12 protein-coding genes are annotated in these 18072 nt (G+C 58.6%); 7 read left to right on the top strand and 5 right to left on the bottom strand.

Annotated features, from left to right (window positions below; translation table 11 throughout):
* Positions 1–72 precede the first annotated feature (72 nt).
* From OHL14_RS11350 to OHL14_RS11360, 3 genes are all read left to right on the top strand, one after another.
* Positions 73–3090 (top strand): TonB-dependent receptor, encoded by a 3018-nt coding sequence (locus tag OHL14_RS11350; RefSeq protein WP_263379458.1) that lies wholly within the window; start codon positions 73–75, stop codon positions 3088–3090.
* 164 nt (positions 3091–3254) lie between these two features.
* Entirely contained in the window at positions 3255–4478 is a 1224-nt protein-coding gene (locus tag OHL14_RS11355) for a histidine-type phosphatase (RefSeq protein WP_263379459.1), read from the top strand.
* Positions 4479–4603: 125 nt separating this feature from the next.
* Entirely contained in the window at positions 4604–5287 is a 684-nt protein-coding gene (locus tag OHL14_RS11360; RefSeq protein WP_263379460.1) for a hypothetical protein, read from the top strand.
* A 102-nt stretch (positions 5288–5389) separates the two neighbouring features.
* Here the strand turns inward: OHL14_RS11360 and OHL14_RS11365 are convergent, their stop codons facing one another.
* The 3 genes from OHL14_RS11365 to queC form a co-directional block, all read right to left on the bottom strand.
* Entirely contained in the window at positions 5390–6382 is a 993-nt protein-coding gene (locus tag OHL14_RS11365; RefSeq protein WP_263379461.1) for a zinc-dependent alcohol dehydrogenase family protein, read from the bottom strand.
* Positions 6383–6604: 222 nt separating this feature from the next.
* Positions 6605–7237, bottom strand: a complete 633-nt coding sequence (queE, locus tag OHL14_RS11370; RefSeq protein ID WP_263379462.1) for a 7-carboxy-7-deazaguanine synthase — start codon at positions 7235–7237, stop codon at positions 6605–6607.
* A gap of 12 nt (positions 7238–7249) precedes the next feature.
* Entirely contained in the window at positions 7250–7939 is a 690-nt protein-coding gene (gene queC, locus OHL14_RS11375; protein ID WP_263379463.1) for a 7-cyano-7-deazaguanine synthase QueC, read from the bottom strand.
* 106 nt (positions 7940–8045) lie between these two features.
* On the opposite strand from queC, the gene queD reads away from it, so the two are divergent.
* The 4 genes from queD (at position 8046) to OHL14_RS11395 (ending at position 15024) form a co-directional block, all read left to right on the top strand.
* The gene (gene queD / locus OHL14_RS11380; RefSeq protein WP_263379464.1) at positions 8046–8414 is read left to right on the top strand and encodes a 6-carboxytetrahydropterin synthase QueD; all 369 of its coding nucleotides are present in this window, start codon (positions 8046–8048) and stop codon (positions 8412–8414) included.
* Between the two features lie 76 nt (positions 8415–8490).
* Positions 8491–10380: a molecular chaperone HtpG gene (htpG, locus tag OHL14_RS11385; protein WP_263379465.1), complete on the top strand. Its 1890-nt coding sequence runs from the start codon at positions 8491–8493 to the stop codon at positions 10378–10380.
* Between the two features lie 192 nt (positions 10381–10572).
* Positions 10573–12807, top strand: coding sequence for a GH92 family glycosyl hydrolase (locus OHL14_RS11390; protein WP_263379466.1), 2235 nt, complete (start codon positions 10573–10575; stop codon positions 12805–12807).
* Between the two features lie 81 nt (positions 12808–12888).
* Positions 12889–15024, top strand: a complete 2136-nt coding sequence (locus OHL14_RS11395; RefSeq protein WP_263379467.1) for a prolyl oligopeptidase family serine peptidase — start codon at positions 12889–12891, stop codon at positions 15022–15024.
* A 246-nt stretch (positions 15025–15270) separates the two neighbouring features.
* Here OHL14_RS11395 and OHL14_RS11400 read toward each other — a convergent pair whose 3' ends face one another.
* Together OHL14_RS11400 and OHL14_RS11405 are read right to left on the bottom strand one after the other, a co-directional pair.
* Positions 15271–16722: an ABC transporter substrate-binding protein gene (locus OHL14_RS11400; protein ID WP_263379468.1), complete on the bottom strand. Its 1452-nt coding sequence runs from the start codon at positions 16720–16722 to the stop codon at positions 15271–15273.
* Between the two features lie 145 nt (positions 16723–16867).
* Positions 16868–18055, bottom strand: a complete 1188-nt coding sequence (locus OHL14_RS11405) for an anhydro-N-acetylmuramic acid kinase (protein ID WP_263379469.1) — start codon at positions 18053–18055, stop codon at positions 16868–16870.
* Between the last annotated feature and the right edge of the window lie 17 nt (positions 18056–18072).

Genomic DNA, 18072 nt, shown 5'->3' on the forward strand with positions numbered 1-18072 from the left:
ACTCCATCTTGTCCCGCGCCTTACCCTTGCCATTGTTGCTCTGCAGGAGCGCGCCGGACGCAGGAGAGTATTGTGTTCATCCATCTTCGCCATTGGACTCGCCGGCATATTGCCCTGACTTTCTTTGTTGGCTTCCTTGCATTGGTTACAACATCACGTGTTCTCGCGCAGGCAGCCGACGCGAGGGCCACCATCCAGGGCAACGTCCTGGATGCTGGCGGCGCTGCTGTACCCGGCGCACAGCTAAAGCTCGCCCCCGTGCCTCTTACTGTGGTTTCGGACGATCATGGCATGTACCGCATGACGAACGTTCCGGCTGGTATGTACACGCTTACCGTCTCTTACGTGGGTTTCGCACCGCTGACCTCGGACGTCACGGTCCTCTCGGGACAGACGGTGAATCTGGATTTGACCTTAAAGGTCGCGAACGCCAGCCAGGAGATTCTCGTCACCGCCTCGCGCGCTCATGGCGAAGCCGAGTCTATTAACGAAACGCGCACGGCCGACAACATCATGCAAGTCATGCCGTCCGAGGTCATCACGAGTCTGCCGAATGCCAACGTCGCCGATGCTATCGGCCGCTTCCCGTCGGTCACACTCTATCGCATCGAAGGTGAGGGTGTGTACATTCAGGTGCGCGGAACCGAACCGCGCCTGACGAACGTGACAGTCGACGGCATCACGATCCCAGCGCCTGAGCCTACCGTTCGCCAGGTCCGCCTAGATATCATCCCTTCCGGCATGGTCGACTCGATTCAGATGAACAAGACGCTGCTCGCGAACATGGACGGAAACGGCATCGGTGCAAGTGTCAACCTCAAGAGCAAGGAAGCCAGCGACCGCCCAACGCTCGACCTCTACGGCGACGGCGGGCATACCAATATTATGAATGGCCGCGGCTCATATGACTTCGGCGGCACCAGCGGCAAGCGCTTCGGTGCAAGCAAACGCTTTGGCTTGCTCGGCAACGCGGTGTTCGACTACAACGGCCGCGGTATCGATAACATTCAGCCCGCGCTCGATCCGCTGTCAACGTATGCGACTCCGTTCTACGACAACAACACCATCCGCGAGTATCGCTACTACCGTACACGCTATGGATTCGATGGAAGCGCTGACTATCGCCTAAGCGACAGCACTGGATTTTATGCGCACGGCTTCTACTCGGATCTGAAGGACTATGGCGACAAGTGGTACTACGAACCGGTCTCTGCAGCGCTTACCGGCACAGCTTCGAATACGGTCTACCCCACTGCCACTTCGAAGGGTTCCGCGCCAAAGTTCTACACCTCGAGCAAGCGCCCGAATGCTTCGGTGGGCACGATCATCCTCGGCGGTCGCACTGTACATAAGGACTCTCTCTTCACATACCAAGTCTCAGCTTCGCGCTCTTATGAAAAGGACTCGGCTGGCAATCCCAAGGCTGACTTTTCCTGGGTGGGCGCCACGAATTATTGCAACTATATTCCTGCACAACAGACCGACCTGTATCACCCACACTTTGGGAATTGCGATAACAGCAACACGTCTCCGTTGCTGAATGCATCCAACTGGCAGTTCAAGGACATTACGATCTCGACGGGACAGAATGCGCAACTCAATCTCACAGCGCAGACCTCCTACGCCAAGAACTACAGCTGGTGGGGTCACTTCGGCACCTTCGAGGCTGGACTCAAGTTCTCAAACGCGCACCAAAGCCAGGATTCGACTGAGACCGTCTATGACGGCTTCCCAACGGCCTCGGCCCCTTTGATGAGTGCGTTGCTGGATACGTTCAACAATACGGATTACTTCAATGGCACGTACTTCGGCGGCCAGTACGGCAAGGTGTCGAATTTTAGCTCCGCGCAGGCCTATACGTTGAACAACTACACAGGTTACGTCGATGCGCAGAAGACCGTCGCCGATCGTTACCCGAATCTCTTTCATACGGTAGAGCAGATCACTGCGGGCTATCTTATGAACACCGTTGACCTCGGCAAGCTCCATATCAATACAGGCATCCGCATCGAGAGCACTCGCACGATGACCTTCGGTTATAACCTCACGTTCTACGGAACGAGCGGCAAGGCCGGAGCGCCGTGTGCTTCCTCTCCCAATGCTCCAGCCGTGGGAACGAGCTGCTACACCGCAGTTGGTACGAACAACAACCCGTCTTACGTCGATGTGCTGCCAAGCGTTGAAGCGCGCTACTCCCTCACCACGAACTCGGCTTTGCGCGGCGTCGTCTCACGCGGTGTTGCTCGGCCTGATCCGTATCAGCTTGTACCCTATGTCACGGAAGACTCGACTGCGAGCCCCATCGCTGTGAGCATCGGTAATCCGAGCCTTCGTCCCGAACATGCCAACAACTACGACGTGTTGTACGAGGACTACCTGCAACCTCTCGGTCTGGTGCAGGCGGGCTTCTTCTTCAAACAACTCCAGGCGCCGCAGGTGGTGACGACTTTGCCAAGCGGCCTGAACCTCGCAAACTTTCCAGCAAACTACTTTCCGACCTCGGTGCAGTCGGTACTCGCGCAGTATCCGGGCGATGCGATCACCCAGTACACAAATGGTCAGAATGCGTATATCTATGGTCTGGAGCTCAGCTTCCAACAACACTTCAACTACCTGCCGGGTATCCTCAAGGGTCTTGGCCTGCAAGCAAACTACAGCTACACGGCGTCGCGCGAAAAGGGTCTGCCGTTGCGTAACGACCACCCCACAACGATCGACCAGTCGCCGAATACCTGGAAGATCAATCCAACCTATGACACCAAGCGCTTCTCGGCGCGCGTAGGTTTGGCATACGACCAGGCGAGTCTTTTTACCTACAACTATGTCTCACCCAGCTACGTAAGCGGAGCAGACCCCAGCGGACTCGGTACGAAGGGGCCGTCGGGCGATGTGTTCACACTCACGCACTTCCAAGTGGATGCGCAGGCGAGCTATCGCTTCTATAAAGGGTTCACCGCGGTGGTCTCTGGTCTCAACCTCAATAATGAGGTCTTCGGCTATTACCAGGGCAACGCCAACTTTGTGAATCAGCGTGAGTACTACAAGCCGACCTACACCGGCGGAGTGCGGTACACGCTCGGCACGCACTAAGGTTTACCGCGTTTCAATACCGCGCAGACTGGAGTCAACCTTTGGTCTGCGCTCTCCCAACCTCAACATCCGAGATACTCATGACACTCAGGTTCTTATCGCTTGCTTGCCTGCTGCCTTTTTCGCTGCTTGCCTCTGCACAAGCAGCAACAACAGACCGGCACGTGAAGGCTCAACAGGATTCGGAACTTCGTTATGTGCTGGTGCTCAGCCGCCACGGAGTCCGTTCGCCCACCGGGAAAGCTCCGCAGTATGATCGCTACTCGACTGGTGAGTGGCCTAAGTGGCCGGTGGAGCCGGGCTATCTCACCCCGCACGGCTTCCAGCTCATGCAGATCTTCGGGGCATTCGACCGCGCACAATTTGCCTCGCAAGGGATCTTGAAAGCTGAAGGTTGCAGCGATGCAGGAAACATCACCATCTATGCGGACTCGGATCAGCGCACTCGTGAAACAGGCAAAGCGCTGGCTGAAGGTCTGATGCCGGGCTGTGGCGTGCAAGTGATGGCTCTGCCGGAGGGCACCAACGATCCAGTCTTTCATACGCATCCCGAAGGATCGGCGAACTCTGAAGCCTCGCTTGCTGTAGCAGCCATCGCCGGTCGTATTGGCAATGATCCCGCCAACATTACCGAAGCGTATCGGCAGCAGATCGGCTATCTCGACCACATTCTCGAAACCTGCGGCACTGCATCGCCTGGGAAACCATCTCGTACTTCGCTGTTCGATATTCCTGCAACCTTGACGACGGGCTCTGGCGATCATCTTGCTGACTTGAGGGGACCGCTGTACACATCATCGACGCTCTCCGAAAACCTGCTGCTCGAATATACAGAAGGAATGAATGATTCGGACGTAGGCTGGGGATGCGTTCACAAACCCGAACTCGAATCGCTTTTGCAGATCCATGCAGCAGCCGTCGACTTTACACAGCGCACTGCCGTGACAGCCCATGCGCAAGCATCGAACCTGCTTGATTTGATTGGTCTATCCCTGGAGCAAGCGGCCAGTGGCAGGGCGATCCGGGGTGCCAAAGGTAAGCCAACCGACCACGCTTTATTTCTTGTCGGTCATGATACGAACATCGAAAACATAGCGGGCACCCTCAATCTCACATGGATCATCGACGGTCGACGCGACGACACCCCGCCTGGAGGAGCTCTCGTCTTCGAGCTTTGGCAGGCACGCGCTACGCATCGGAGCTACGTGCGACTCTTCTATACAGCACAAACGCTCGACCAGATGCGGAACGGGGAGAGACTGTCGCTGAATAATCCGCCGCAGCGAGTTCCCGTCTTTATCCCGGGGTGCAGCACGGAGGATATGTCCTGTCCGCTGAGTGGGCTGAAGAAGCTTCTTCTTACTCCGCGAACGTCAAGATTGCGATAGCGCGGAAAGTCTGGGGCATGCGCGGAGCGCAGATACCTGAAGACATCTCAACATCAGCTGAAGCGCCGCCGCTAAGTGAGCAAACCGATACAGTTTTGTCGATTCGTAGATGACATCCTCAAAGGATGAGTACACATGTTCGCCATGATCTGGACCTGCTCCATGCAAGCCTGCTCAAGGGAAAGCTGCCCCGCAACCTCAGTTGGTCTGACACCCTTGATCTCATCGGTAGGCTCGGCCAAGTGGAGCCGCACGGTAGTGATGAGTTCGTATTTACCGTGGGAACGCAGCGAGCTTTCTTCAAGCACCCGCATACCCACGACCTTGGCGTGGAAGAAGTCGCCCGCCTGAGAAAGTTTCTTCGCGAGGCTGGACCGGAGGTGGCTGCGGAGACGGCGTCGCAGCCCTGCCGCATGATCGTTGTCATTGATCATCACGTCGCTCGCGTCTACCAGGACCTCAACGAAAAGGTTCCGGAATCAGAACACTCCGTGCATCCCTACGACCCATTCGGCTTTCACCATCACCTCATCCATAAAAAAGAAGCTCACTATCAGGGTGAGCGTGTGCCGGAAGAGAAGTCGTTTTACGAAGAGGTTGCACAGGATCTGCTTCCGGCAGACGAGATCGTTCTCATAGGACATGGCACTGGCAAGAGCAATGCGGCTGACCACCTGTTTGAGTATTTGAAAAAGAGCCACCACGATATTTCGAGCCACGTCATCGCGACGGAAAATGCAGATCTCTCCGCATTGACCGAACCGGAGATTGAAGCGATTGCTAAGCGGCACAGGTCTGCCGTTGTTTAACTAGGTCGATATGCTTGCTCGGGCGGCAGAAAGAGAGTCGGCAGGCCACCGAATTCGCCTTGCCGCCCCGCTGACATCGGACAGGTTGTGTTTCCAAGGAAACTAGGGCACGATCACGATCGACCCGGATTTGTCCTCGTTCTTTACTGCGAGGAGCGCGTCATGCGCATTGTCCAGAGAGAAGATCGTGACCTCCGGACGGAACTGCAATTGCCGAGCAAGCTCTAGAAAGTCTCGAGCATCGTCTCGCGTCATATTCGCCACGCTTCGAATTTGCCGCTCTCCCCAAAGTAATTTGTCATAGTCGAATGACGGCATCTGGTCCAGGTGAATCGCGTTGACAGCCACAACTCCGCCCTTACGCAAAGAGCTCAGTGCGTTCACCACCACCTTGCCGCTCGGGGCAAAGGTGATCGCCCTGTCCAGGGCAACGGGAGGAATAGCATCCTCGTCACCAACCCAGCTTGCACCGAGCGATGTAGCCATCTCTCGATGGGCCTGTCCTCGAGTCACTACATACACCTGACACCTCCAAAACTGGAGGATGCGAATAGCTAGAGCGGCTGAACTCCCGAAGCCGAACAGTCCCACCTTCTCTCCTGGAAGAACGCCAGCAACACGGAGGCTCCGGAAACCGATAATGCCAGCACATAGCAGAGGAGCGACTTGGGCGTCGTCTAAGTTGCCGGGCAGTGGATACACAAAGTCTTCACGAGCAAGTACGTACTCTGCATATCCACCATTCAAGGAGTAGCCCGTGAAGACAGGATGATTGCAGAGATTTTCCATCTTCGCCTGGCAATACCAGCAGTCGCCGTCGGTCCCTCCCATCCAGGAAACACCAACACGGGTACCCATCGGTATGCGAGCACTCGCTCCTTCAATGACCTCTCCGACGATTTGATGCCCCGGAATTACGCTCGGCAAAAGCGGCGGCAGATCGCCCTCTGTAATATGCAGGTCTGTCCGACAAACCCCACAAGCCATCACCCGTAGAAGTACATGCCCCGGCACCAACTGCGGTCGCGGAACCTCGATGACCTCGACCAGCCGGAAAGGGCTGGAGCGTTTCGGATCGTAGACGGCAGCTTTCAAGATTGCTCCAATCCCAACTTTGCTGATTCCATTCTTCGACTCGCTCGACGGGATTACTGTCTCGCTTTGCTCGGTCGCGCGGGTGCGGCCATGATTCTTCTGCAACAAACTGAGCGTCGATAGGCTGGATCGCATCCGGCTCGGAGATGAGAAAGAGCAAAAGAGAACCCGGTACCCTGTGATGACTATCCCACTGTCTTCACCCAAAAGGCAGCGGGGGCTCTAGCGAATCCCAATCAGCTTATGCGTCTGGAGACTTAGCCGCCAGCGCGGATTATCGCCACAAAACTGAATCGCCGCCTGCAGCGAGTTTTTCGCATCGGGCCCGTCTTTCGGCTGGATAAAGAAGTTCGCAAACTCCAGCTCCGTGTACACAAGCGGATCGGTCTCCTGCGGATACACGACCTTCAGCTCGTTGCCCTTGGTCACCACCAGCGGAGCGCCTGCCTTGGGACTGACGCAGACCCAATCCACGCCCTCCGGCACCGGGAGCGTGCCATTCGTCTCAATCGCAATCTGAAATCCCAGTTTGTGCAACGCCTGGATCAGTGCCGCGTCAAGTTGAAGCAGCGGCTCACCCCCGGTGCACACCACAAACCGATTTTCGGAATCGCTCTGCGGCCACTTGGCTGCAATGGCCTCCGCCAATAGCTCTGCATCCGCAAATTTACCGCCGCCATCGCCATCCGTACCTATAAAATCGGTATCGCAGAACTGGCAGACAGCCTCGGCCCGGTCCGCCTCACGGCCACTCCAAAGATTGCAGCCAGCGAACCGGCAGAACACCGCAGCTCGGCCGGCGTGTACGCCTTCGCCCTGAAGCGTGTAGAAGATCTCTTTCACTGCGTACGGCATCCGTTGCCTCTCTTACCGACGATACTTCGTCGGATCGCTTACACCCGCCTCGGCAAAACCCTTCAAACGCAGATGGCAGGCATCGCATGCACCACACGCCTCGCCCGTCGCGGAAGGGTCATAGCAGGTAATCGTCATCCCATAATCCAGGCCAAGCTTCATCCCGGTCTCGACGATCTCTTTCTTGTTCATCGTCATCAGCGGCGTGTGAATCCTAATTCTGTCGCTACCCTCGATGCCGATTTTGGTGCCCAGGTTCGCCATCGTCTCGAAAGCCTCAATGAACTCCGGCCTGCAATCCGGATACCCGCTATAGTCGAGCGCGTTCACGCCAATAAAGATGTCGGTCGCCCCCAGCGTCTCCGCCCAGGCAAGAGCCAGCGAAAGAAACACCGTATTGCGCGCCGGAACATAGGTCGATGGAATCCCGTGACCTATCGCCTCATCCGTCCGGTTCTTCGGCACTGGCTCATCCGTCGTCAACGCTGAGCCGCCAAACGATCGCAGGTCCACCTTCGCGATCACATGCTGCTTCGCTCCCAGCTGCTTCGCCACGCGGCTCGCTGCCTCCAGCTCCACTTTGTGATTCTGTCCATAGTCGAAGCTCAGCGCATAGGCCGCGTAGCCCTGCGTTCCGGCAATCGCCAGCACCGTCGTCGAATCCAGCCCGCCGCTCAGCAACACTACGGCTTTTCTTTCCATCACTTCGTCCTAACCTCAACCTCAAGTTTAGCGTAACGGGCACGCTATCCCCTGCCGCACGATCCGCCTGCATCGCCGTCACCAAAAGCCGGTAAACTAGAAGGTGATGGAAATCTTCAAAGAATTCACATTCGAGGCCGCTCATCGGCTCCCCCACGTGCCGGAAGGGCACAAGTGCGCTCGCCTGCACGGGCACTCCTTCCGGGCCGAAATCCACGTCGCTGGTCACGTCGATCCGCACACCGGCTGGGTCATGGACTTCGCCGAAATCAAGGCCGCCTTCAAGCCTCTCTACGACGTTCTCGACCACAACTACCTCAACGACATCACCGGTCTCGAAAACCCCACCAGCGAAGAAATCGCCCGCTGGATCTGGAATCGTCTGCAGCCCTCGCTGCCCGGCCTTAGTCAAGTCGTCATTCGCGAAACCTGCACCGCAGGGTCCATCTATCGCGGGCCCGGCGCGCCAGTCTAATCTCCTTCGTCGCAGTAGTCTGTGTGCTTCGTAACATCTTCACTCCAACTTCTTTTTTCGCCATAATAGGGATGCTATGTCTAAGCAACAATTTCAAACTGAAGTCAGCCAGCTCCTCCAGCTCATCGTCCATTCGCTCTACTCACATCCGGAGATCTTCCTCCGCGAACTGGTTTCGAACTCCTCCGACGCGCTCGATAAGCTGCGTCATCTCTCACTCACCGATGAGCATCTCAAGTCGCTCGTCGGCAGCAGCATCGCTCCGCCGCGGATCGACCTCGTGCTCGATGAAGCCGCCAAGATACTCACCCTCTCCGACACCGGTATCGGCATGAACGAAGAAGACCTCATCGCTCATCTCGGCACCATCGCTCGCTCGGGAACGAAGAACTTCCTCTCGCAACTTTCAGGCGATGCCAAGAAGGACTCCAACCTCATCGGTCAGTTCGGTGTCGGCTTCTACTCCGTCTTCATGGTCTCGGATAAGGTCGAAGTCTTTTCGCGCAAGGCCGGGGAAGAGAAGACCTTCAAGTGGACCTCCGATGGCAAGACCGGCTTCGAAATCGCTGAAGTCACTGGCGACGAAGCCCGCGCCACCGCAGGCACGACCGTCCTCATTCACCTGAACGAAGAGGGCGCGCAGTATGCCAACAGCTGGCGTCTGCAGGAGATCGTCAAGAAGTATTCCGACCACATCGCTTTCCCCATCTTCCTCACCTACGACAAGAGCGAGTGGAACGCGGAGAAGAAGGAGTCCGACAAGACTCGCGTCACCGAGCAGGTAAACGCCGCCTCCGCCATGTGGCAGCGTTCCAAGTCCGAGCTCTCCGATGAGGACTACAAGGAGTTCTACAAGTCCATCACCGGTGACTACGAAGACCCGCTCTTCTGGTTCCATACCCGCGCGGAAGGCACCCTCGAATACACCACCCTCTTCTACATTCCGGCTAAGGCACCCCTTGATCTTTACCAGGCCGAGTACAAGGGTGGCATCAAGCTCTACGTCAAGCGCGTCTTCATCATGGACGATTCGCGCGAGCTGCTGCCGCAGTATCTCCGCTTCGTTCGCGGCATCATCGACTCCGAAGACCTGCCCCTCAACGTCTCGCGCGAGATCCTCCAGCAGAACAAGGTGCTCAACAGCATCAAGACCGCCAGCGTCAAGAAGATCCTCTCCGAGCTGAAGCACATCGCAGCCAACGACAAGGACAAGTACGCGCTGTTCATCGCCGAGTACAACCGTCCGCTCAAGGAAGGTGTTTACGGGGACTTTGCGAACCGCGATACGCTGCTCGAACTTGTGCGCTTCAAGTCGACGAAGGTCGATGGCCTCACCTCGCTCGCCGAAGCGAAGGAGCGGATGCAGTCCGACCAGAAGGCGCTCTACTACATCACCGGCGGTGCTGAGTCCATGCTCCGCAACTCGCCGCTGCTCGAGATCTATAAGAAGAAGGGCATCGAAGTCCTCATCCTTGACGACGATATCGACGAGATCGTCTTCTCCTCCGTTCCCAAGTACGGAGAAGTCGACCTCAAGGCCGTCAACAAATCCAACGCCAGCGACGACCTCAAGGACGAGTCCACGCCCGAGCAGGCCGAAGAGCTGAAGCCGCTTCTCGAAAAGATCAAGGCAGCGCTTGGTGATGCTGTTAAAGACGTTCGCGCCTCTACGCGTCTCGCCGATAGCCCCTCCGTCATCGTCTCCGACGAAGACGAACCCAGCGCCCGCATGCGGCAAATGATGCAGGCGATGGGTCAAAAGGGCATGCCCGAACTGCAGCCCACGCTCGAGATCAATCCCGATCACGAGATCGTCAAGAAGCTCCTCGCCCACTCGGACGACGCCAAGGTGGCCGATGCCGCGTGGCTGCTGTTCGATCAGGCGTTGCTCCTCGAAGGTGTGCCGCTGAAAGATCCAGCTACCTTCGTGCAGCGCCTCAACCGTGTTCTCAATCAGTCCATCTGATTCTTGCCACCAACTCCGCTAGCGAAAAGCGCCTCCTGCAAGGGGGCGCTTTTATTTCACATTGCGATGACTCGCAACAGCCTCCACTCTCCGCGGGCACTACCTCAACGTGTCCGTCGCGCTATAGGATGGGAGCGTTCTTGAGTGCACTGTTGACTTGTCGATCGGTGCTCAAGCCCCAGGGGGATTTTCTTGAACTCGATCACTCGAAGCGCATGTTTGCTATTGAATATCGTGCTGCTCTCAGCCTCTGCCCATGCTGCCCAAAAAAACGCAGTCAGCTACGTGAACCCGCTCATCGGCTCGCAGCGAAGCGCGATCGGCTACGGTGGCACCATGCCGTTTGTGACCACACCCTTCGGCATGACCGACTGGACACCGCAGACCCGCCAGAACAAGATCAGCGTCACGTCCTATAACTACGACGACACCACCATCTCCGGCTTCATCGGCACTCACCAGCCTGCTATCTGGATGGGCGACTACGGCTACGTCACCTTGATGCCGCAGGTCGGTGCTCTCAGAACCTCTCCAGAAGATCGCCGTCTGCCCTTCAGCCACGCCAAAGAGTCAGCGTCCCCCGATCTCTACCGGGTCTCGCTCGACGCAGGCGAGCACGGCACCATTGGCGTCGAACTCACTGCCAGCGAGCGTTGCGCCATGATGCAGTTTCACTTTCCCAAGTCCGGCACGGCGCGCGTCTTGATGGAGGCCTCGCGACCGGGCATCGCTGGCTTCGCTGCCGTGGATAGCCACACCGGCGAGATCTCCGGCTACAACCCCGACCGCATGGACGCTCATCTGGGCCCGCTGAAGCTCCCTCATTTCAAGGGCTACTTCGTCGTCCAGTTTCAGCACCTCCCGCAGCGCCTCGCTACCTACGGCATGACCGATGCAACCGCGAAGTCCAGCCGAGGCGCCTACGCCGAATTCACACCAGGCGACACCGTCCTCGTTCGTGTTGGCACCTCATTCCTCAGCATCGACCAGGCGCGCGAAAATCTCAAGCACGAGATGCCTCTCTGGAACTTCGAGGTTGCGCGCCAGCATCTGCATCGCACCTGGAGCGACAAGCTCGACAGATTGCAGATCGCGGGAGCCACCGATCCCGAAAAGACTCGCCTCTACACCGCGCTGTATCACGCGCTGCTCTATCCACGCATCTTCTCGGAGTACGGCCACTACTACAGCGCGTTCGACGATCAGGTCCACGCAGGCGAGAGCTATACGGCCTACTCCATCTGGGACACCTTCCGCGCAGAAAACAGCCTGCTGACCCTCTTCGCACCCGAACGCGTCGACGGCATGATCACGGCCCTCTTACAGAACTACAAAGAAGGCGGCTGGATGCCGAAGTGGCCCAACCCCAGCTACACCAACATCATGATCGCCACCCACGCCGACTCACTGGTAGCTGAGGCTGTGCGCAAAGGCTTTCACGGCTTCGACCGCCAGCTCGCATGGCAGGCTATCTACAAAGACGCGATGGTGCCGCCTGACGAAGATACAACGCACCGCTGGCTAGACCGTGAAGAGCACACACCCTACGAGGCACGTGAAGGCCTCACGTACTACAAGCAACTCGGCTATGTCCCGACCGACAAGACCGACGAAGCCGCTTCTAACACTCTTGAGGACAGCTATGACGATTGGTGTGTCGCTCAGGTGGCGAAGGCGCTCGGACGTCAGCAGGACTACGAGTTCTTCCATACGCGCTCGCTCAACGATCGCAAGCTCTATAACCCCGCGCTCGGCCTCATGAACGGCAGAACCTCCGATGGCAAATGGGCCCCGATCGGAGGCAGTCGTGACAACCCCGGCAACCGCTCCATCTCCGGCTGGACCGAAGGCGATGCCTGGGTCTACACCTGGTCGCCCTTTCACGATCAGGCAGGTCTCCTACAGCTGATGGGCGGCGCCCAGGCCTACGACGCGAAGCTCGACCTCCACTTCAGCGGCAGACACAACGTGCACAGCAACGAACCCAGCCATCACTATGGCTACCTATACGACTTCGGCGGGCAGCCGTGGAAGACACAGGCAAAGGTCCGTGAGATCGCCGCAGCGGAGTACGGCTACGATCAGGGTGGTCTCGATGGCGACGACGACTGTGGTCAGATGTCCGCATGGTTGCTCTTCACCGCCATGGGTTTCTACCCCGTCAATCCCGCCAGTGGCGATTACATGATCGGTAGCCCACTCTACAGCCGCATGTCCATCAAACTCGCGAACGGCAAGACCTTCAGCGTCCTCGCCGACCACAACTCTTCCAGCAACATCTACATCCAGTCGGCCACACTCGATACCAAGCCTCTCAATGTCCCCGTCATCACGTGGGAACAGATTCAGTCCGGCGCGACGCTGCACTTCGTCATGGGTCCGAAGCCCTCGAAGTGGGCCAGCGGATGGCGCCCTTCCGCTCCTTAGCCTCAAGAACCCTTGCCATCGCCATCCCACGCCGGAAGGCATGAGACTAAACTGATCTCGACCCATCGCTCAGGAGGCTCCATGCGTCTCTCGCTCCATCGCCATCTTCTCGTCACCGCCGCTCTCGCCCTCGCCCCGCTTGCGCTCCAGGCGCAGCACTCCGATAGCAGCACCGACGACAAATACATCTGGCTCGAAGACGTCTCCAGCGCAAAGTCCATGGACTGGGTCAAAGCCGAAAACGCCCGCACCGCCAAGGTCCTTGAAGCTGATCCACGCTTCGCCACCTATCAGGCGGACGCCCTCAAGATCCTCGAAGACCCCAACCGTCTTGCTTACCCCGGCCTTCGCGGAGACGATGTCTACAACTTCTGGCGCGATGCCGCGCATCCGCACGGCATTTATCGCAAGACCACGCTCGCCAGCTATCGCACTGCCTCGCCTGAGTGGCAGACTGTGCTCGATTTCGACGCCCTCGGCAAAGCCGAAAAGGTCAGCTGGGTCAACCACGGCCTCAACTGCCTGTATCCCGGCGATCAATACTGCATGGTCGCTCTCTCTGCTGGCGGTGAAGACGCCACGACCGAGCGCGAGTTTGACCTCAAGACCAACAAGTTCGTCGACGGCGGTTTTACTCTGCCGCATAGCAAGCAGAATATCGGCTGGCTCGATAAGGACACCCTGCTCGTTGCGCGCAACTGGGGCCCGGACAGCATGACAGAATCTGGCTATCCCTACATCGTCAAACTCTGGAAGCGCGGCACACCGCTCGACTCCGCCACCGAAGTCTTCCGTGGCCGCCCCACCGACATCAGCGTCTCTGCTTACACCCTCGACGACGCGCAGGGCCACAAGGTCACCCTCATCCATCGCGGCGTCACCTTCTTCGAAAGCGAAGACTACATCTACGCCGATGGCAATATCCAACCCCTCGCCATCCCGAAGAAGGCAGATATCAGCGGCATGATCGACGGCCGCGTGTTGCTGCAGACCCGCGAAGACTGGACACCCGCGGGCAGTAAGTCTGCTTTCCCGCAAGGCTCGCTCCTGCAGATGGACCTCAAGGATATCGTCGCCGACCCCGCACACCTCAAGCCCATGGCGGTCTTCACGCCCACCACGCAGGAGTTCCTCGAAGGCGCATCGACCACGAAGAACCGCCTCATCGTCACCACTCTCAACCACGTTCGCGGCCGCGCCTACATCTACTCACCCACCAGCAAGGGCTGGTCGAAGAAGCCGCTCTCGCTGCCTGAAAACATCAGCGTCGGCATCGTCACCACCAATGACAACAACGACAACTACTTCCTCTCCGTCACCGGCTTCCTCACGCCCTCCTCGCTCTGGTTCGGAGACGCAGTGACCTCTGCCCTGAAGCTTGAGAAGACCGCGCCCGCACAGTTCGACGCCTCCAAAGACGTCGTCGAGCAGCTGGAGTCCACCTCAAAGGACGGCACCAAGGTCCCGTACTTTGTCGTCCACCGCAAGGACGTCGTCTACAACGGCACCAACCCCACGCTGCTAAACGCCTACGGTGGCTTCGAAGTCTCCGAGACCCCCAGCTACTCTGGCCTCATCGGCAAACTCTGGCTTGAGCACGGCGGCGTCTACGTCCTCGCCAACATTCGGGGCGGTGGAGAGTTTGGTCCCGCCTGGCACGAGGCTGGCCTGAAGACCCACCGCCAACGCATCTACGACGACTTCGCTTCCGTCGGCGAAGACCTCATCGCTCGTAAGATCACCTCGCCCCAGCACCTCGGCATCATCGGCGGCTCCAATGGAGGTCTCCTCATGGGCGTCGAAATGACCCAGCGCCCCGACCTCTGGAACGCCGTCGTCATCCAGGTGCCGCTGCTCGACATGCTGCGCTTCGAGCACATCGCCGCCGGTGCCAGCTGGGTCGGCGAGTACGGCTCCGTTAGTGTTCCCGCCGAGCGCGAATTCCTCGCCGGCATCTCGCCCTATAACCAGCTCAAGCCCAACGTGAAGTACCCCGAGCCCTTCATCTTCACCACCACCAAGGACGATCGCGTAGGCCCGCAGCACGCCCGCAAATTCGCCGCGAAGATGGAAGAGTTCCATCTGCCCTTTCTCTACGACGAACTCATCGAAGGCGGCCACGGCGCCGGTGCCGATCTCAAAGAAGAAGCCCGTACCTGGTCCGAAACCTACATCTACCTCACACGCAAACTCATGGACGTGCCAACAGGGAACTAACGACACAATGGGGCCCCACGTCTCGCTTCTGAGACGTGGGGTCGCAGGATTTCCAATCCACCATCACCATAACTTCCTCACCGTTGTCATCCTGAGGAGCATGGCGACGAAGGACCTGCTTCTCGAACTAACCCCCAACTCTGTCATCTCGACCGACGCGGAGAGATCCCTGCATTTTGACGCTGCGATGGTCTAACACCGAAGGTGCGGCCCGACAAAAGCTCAGGCCAACGGCCGGGGCTAGCCCTACCGCAGCTCCGCAGTCCGCAGAAAATCAAAGCTCCCACCCGCATTCAGCACCACACCATGCAGCCGCGCGGAATGCACCACCACATTGTCCGGATACCACAGCGGAATCACTGGCAACGCATCCGCCAACCTTTGCTGAACCTGCACATACAGCGCGCGCCGCTCACCCTCATCCGTCGCCACGCTCGCCTGCGTCAGCAACGAATCCATCGCCGCATCGCTGAACCGTCCACGGTTCGCGCCCTTCGGTGGAAAGCTCGCGGTCGCCAGCGTATACCGAAAGATGTCCGGGTCCTCATTCGATCCGATCCATCGCAGCATGTACATCTGGAACGCGCCCTTCGTAATATCCGAGTAGAACGTCCCAAACTCCGCAGGCCGCAACGACAGCGCAATCCCTGCCTCGCGCAGCTGCGCCTGGATCGCCTGCGCCTCCAGCCGTGTCGTCTCATCGGTCGAAGTCTTCAGCGTGAACCGCAGCCGCACGCCCTCCTTGTCCGGCTTCAACCCCGCTTCGTCCAGCAATCGCTTCGCACGTTCCAGATCATGCGGATACTGCGGCAGATCACCCTCACTCGCCGCGGCCCAATGCCCACGCGGCAACAGCGTCTGCGCCTTTTCCGCATGGCCGCGCCACAACGCCGCAATCAACGCATCCTTATCGATCGCGCACGCAATCGCCTGTCGCACCCGCTTGTCGCGCAGCGCAGGATCATTCACGTTGAAGTTCGCATAGTCCACCCGCGCGCCCGGCCCGGTCTCGGTCACCAGCCCCGGCACATCGCGTAACGCATGAACCATGTCCTGCGTCAGGACGTTGCTCTCCACGTCAGCCGAACCCTTCTTCATCTCCAGCGCAACTGTAATGTTGTCCGGCACCACCTCGAACCGAACGCGCTCGATCTTCGGCATACCCGCCCAGTACGCAGCGTTCCGCTCCACCACCACTTCCTTGTCCTGCACCTGCGATACAAACTTGAACGGCCCTGTTCCCACCGGATGCTGCCCTTCATCCCGCCCCGCCCCGCGCTCCACCACGCCGAACAAACCGTCGCTCAGATTGAACAGCAAACTCTCATCCGGCTTCTTCGTCTTCACCACCAGCGTCAGCGGATCACGCACCTCCACCGCCGCCACATTTGCAAACGCCCCACCCTTCGCCGTGACCAGCGCCCCATTCGTCATGCTCTGCAACGACCACGCAACATCGTCCGCACTAAGCGTCTTGCCATCATGAAACTTCACGCCGTCGCGCAGATGAAACACCCAGGTCAATGCATCAGGCCGCTCCCAACTCGTAGCCAGCCACGGTTGCAGATTGAAGTGGTCATCCTTCCGCACCAGCGGGTCGTAGATCAGCCCACCTACCCGCTCACTCTGCGAATCCGTCCCTTGCCGCAGATCCAGATTGTTCGGCGAGCTCTCAATCAAAAACTTCAATGTGTGCATGTCGTTAGAAGGAGGAGAGCAAGCACTTAAGCAAACCAAGGTACAGCAAAAAACCACCGCCACGAACCGTTTGACTTTGTCATCCTGAGCGCAGCGAAGGACCTGCTTCTTGCCAGCATGGGCGACAAATCTCAACGCATCATCGCTACCCGCCATACGAAACCTTCCCCAGCACCACAGCCCGCTTCGCACCCGTAGCACTCGGGACATTGCCCGGCAGTCCATGCCACGTCAGCCACCCGAGCAGCGCAAACGCTGCGGCCTCCTTGGCCTCGACAGCCAGCCCCGCGCTCTCCGTCGTCCCCACCTTCACACCCAGAGCTGCAAACTTTTCCGTCAATCCACGCATTAGCGTCTTGTTCTTCGCGCCACCTCCCGCGATCAGCATCTCCGTCGCCTTCGCCCCCGGAGCAATCTGCCCCAGGTGCGGCCAGCAGAACTTGCCGTACGCCTCAACGATCGTCGACACCGTCAGCCCCGTCGCCGTCGCCACAATATCTTCCTTCGTCGCTCCCGCCTTCTCGCACAACGCGATCAGCTTATCGACAAACTCCTTGCCAAACTCCTCGCGCCCGCAAGACTTCGGCGGCTTTGCCTGCAGATACTTCATCGCCGACATCTTCTTCACCACCTCGGTCAGTGCCATACCCTTCGCCGCCGTGCGTCCGCTGCTGTCATACTCCTTACCAAACAGCCGCTGCATCACTGCATCGATCACCATGTTCGCCGGGCCTGTGTCGAACGCCATCGCATCCTTCACATCGCAGTCGGCAGGCAGCGCCGTCACGTTCGCAATGCCGCCCAGATTCAGCAGCAACCGGTTCTTCGTTGCATGGCAGAACAGGTGCCAGTCCAGCATCGGCACCAGCGGAGCCCCCTGTCCGCCCGCAGCCATATCCGCCGGTCGAAAGTCACTCACCACCGGCAGCTGCAGCCGCTCGGCAATCACCGCGGACTCACCGATCTGCCACGTCATCCCCTCATCCGCATCATGAAAGATCGTCTGCCCATGCACCGCCACCAGCTGCGGGCTTAGCTTGAACTGCTTCGCCGTCTTCTCCACGCACGCCGCATACTCTTCGCCCAGCTTCCAGCTCAACGTCGCCAGCTTCGCCGCCGTCATCTTCTGTCCACTCGCAGCCGCCAGCACCATCGCGCGCAGCTTCTTGCCATATGCAAATTTGCTATGCCCCAGCACCTTCACCGGAGCCACACCACTACGCCCCAGCGACACGCGACAGATCGCCACATCCACACCGTCCGCCGACGTTCCACTCATTACACCGGCGACCACCATCGCCTTTGTTGCTGCACCTGCCGCTTTGCTTGTCATTCCCGCAGGGAATCTGC

The organism is Granulicella paludicola (genome assembly GCF_025685545.1).
Lineage (GTDB): Bacteria > Acidobacteriota > Terriglobia > Terriglobales > Acidobacteriaceae > Granulicella > Granulicella paludicola.

Excerpts from the sequence above, each read along its gene's own strand:
- OHL14_RS11360 (WP_263379460.1), top strand. The coding sequence starts at position 4,604 with ATGAGTACACATGTTCGCCATGATCTGGACCTGCTCCATGCAAGCCTG.
- queE (WP_263379462.1), bottom strand. The coding sequence starts at position 7,237 with ATGCCGTACGCAGTGAAAGAGATCTTCTACACGCTTCAGGGCGAAGGC.
- htpG (WP_263379465.1), top strand. The coding sequence starts at position 8,491 with ATGTCTAAGCAACAATTTCAAACTGAAGTCAGCCAGCTCCTCCAGCTC.
- OHL14_RS11405 (WP_263379469.1), bottom strand. The coding sequence starts at position 18,055 with ATGACAAGCAAAGCGGCAGGTGCAGCAACAAAGGCGATGGTGGTCGCC.
- queC (WP_263379463.1), bottom strand. The coding sequence starts at position 7,939 with ATGGAAAGAAAAGCCGTAGTGTTGCTGAGCGGCGGGCTGGATTCGACG.
- queD (WP_263379464.1), top strand. The coding sequence starts at position 8,046 with ATGGAAATCTTCAAAGAATTCACATTCGAGGCCGCTCATCGGCTCCCC.
- OHL14_RS11395 (WP_263379467.1), top strand. The coding sequence starts at position 12,889 with ATGCGTCTCTCGCTCCATCGCCATCTTCTCGTCACCGCCGCTCTCGCC.
- OHL14_RS11400 (WP_263379468.1), bottom strand. The coding sequence starts at position 16,722 with ATGCACACATTGAAGTTTTTGATTGAGAGCTCGCCGAACAATCTGGAT.